Source organism: Synechococcus sp. R55.2, assembly GCF_047462075.1.
Classification (GTDB): domain Bacteria; phylum Cyanobacteriota; class Cyanobacteriia; order Thermostichales; family Thermostichaceae; genus Thermostichus.
This window is the reverse complement of record NZ_JANSIH010000079.1, coordinates 1-1,131: the sequence shown is the minus strand read 5'-3', so window position 1 is coordinate 1,131 and position 1,131 is coordinate 1. Positions and strand designations below refer to the sequence as shown.

2 protein-coding genes and 1 pseudogene are annotated in these 1,131 nt (G+C 53.8%); all 3 read right to left on the bottom strand.

Features of this window, described 5'->3' with window-relative positions; genetic code table 11:
• Positions 1-320, bottom strand: a pseudogene (locus NW838_RS02925) (tryptophan synthase subunit beta); the annotation flags it as partial.
• Positions 321-415: 95 nt separating this feature from the next.
• On the bottom strand, positions 416-763 hold the full coding sequence (locus NW838_RS02920; protein ID WP_031458849.1) for a Trm112 family protein: 348 nt from the start codon (positions 761-763) through the stop codon (positions 416-418).
• Between the two features lie 62 nt (positions 764-825).
• Positions 826-1,131 (bottom strand): hypothetical protein (locus NW838_RS02915; protein WP_414427474.1); only part of this gene is annotated, 306 nt, incomplete at its 5' end.

The following is a 1,131-nucleotide window of genomic DNA, read 5'->3' as shown; positions in this document are numbered from 1 at the left end:
CGCTTGCCCATGCGCACCGCCAGCAGCACTTGGCCAAGGGCGTTGTTGATCTTGTGGGCGCCGGTATGGGCCAGGTCTTCGCGTTTGAGATAAATCTGTGCACCACCGCAATGCGCAGTCAGGCGAGCGGCAAAGCTTAGTGGTGTTGGACGACCGGTGTACGTGCGGTGCAGATTCGTCAATTCGGCCCAAAAGTTCGGATCGGCCTTTGCCTCTTCATACGCCGCTTCAAGCGCACTAACTGCCGGCATCAGTGTTTCAGGAACGTACCGCCCACCGTAAGGGCCAAAACGCCCCGGTCGTGAAGCAACCTCGTGCATGGTTCAACTTTCTAGCCAGGGCGCGTTGAAAACGCACCCCCTTACACTCCCACCCAATGCGTATCTCAACCTGTCAGTATCTCGTCGAGCCGGGCTTACTTCTGGATCAGACTCTCGTCTTTGTTCTTCTCACCCTCTTCAAGCAGCATGATCGGGATGCCATCTTCAATCGGATAGCGATACCCATTCCGCCGGTTGACCAACCACTCCTTGCCGTTGGCATCAACCATCAACTCGACTGGCCCCTTATCACCAGGATCGGCCAGCATACTGAGTAGCTCTGGGCTAATGCTGCCACGTTGCCCACTGGTATTGGTATTGCTGTTAGTGGCCGGTGTGAGGTCGAAAACACTATCTTCCTGATACTGACGAACAGCTCGGAAGATGGCAATTGCTAACCCGATCACTGCTGCAATGCCGAGGATGCGCAGCACCTTTTTCATAGCTTGTTCCTCCTTTTGCTAACCTTTTTCGCGACGATGGTAGAACGCTTGCACACTTGCCCTTATTGTACACGACTTTGTTTACGTTGCCGCGAAGGTTCTTCTTCAACCCACACTCGTGGTGGTTGGTCAGGCCCATACCAGACCAGCAATTGACCATGCGGGATACCGTCGGCGTCGTTGATAATTTCCAGGAACGGATAGCGTTGGGTTGGACGACGCATTGTTTCGACATCGAAAACAATATCAGTCCAGGTACCGGTATTAATATATACACGGTTGTGATCGAGCTTAATAACGCGCGCCAGATGCGTATGCCCACAGACAAAAAGTCGATCGGCACGGTACGATGGTTGCTGGGCCAGCAG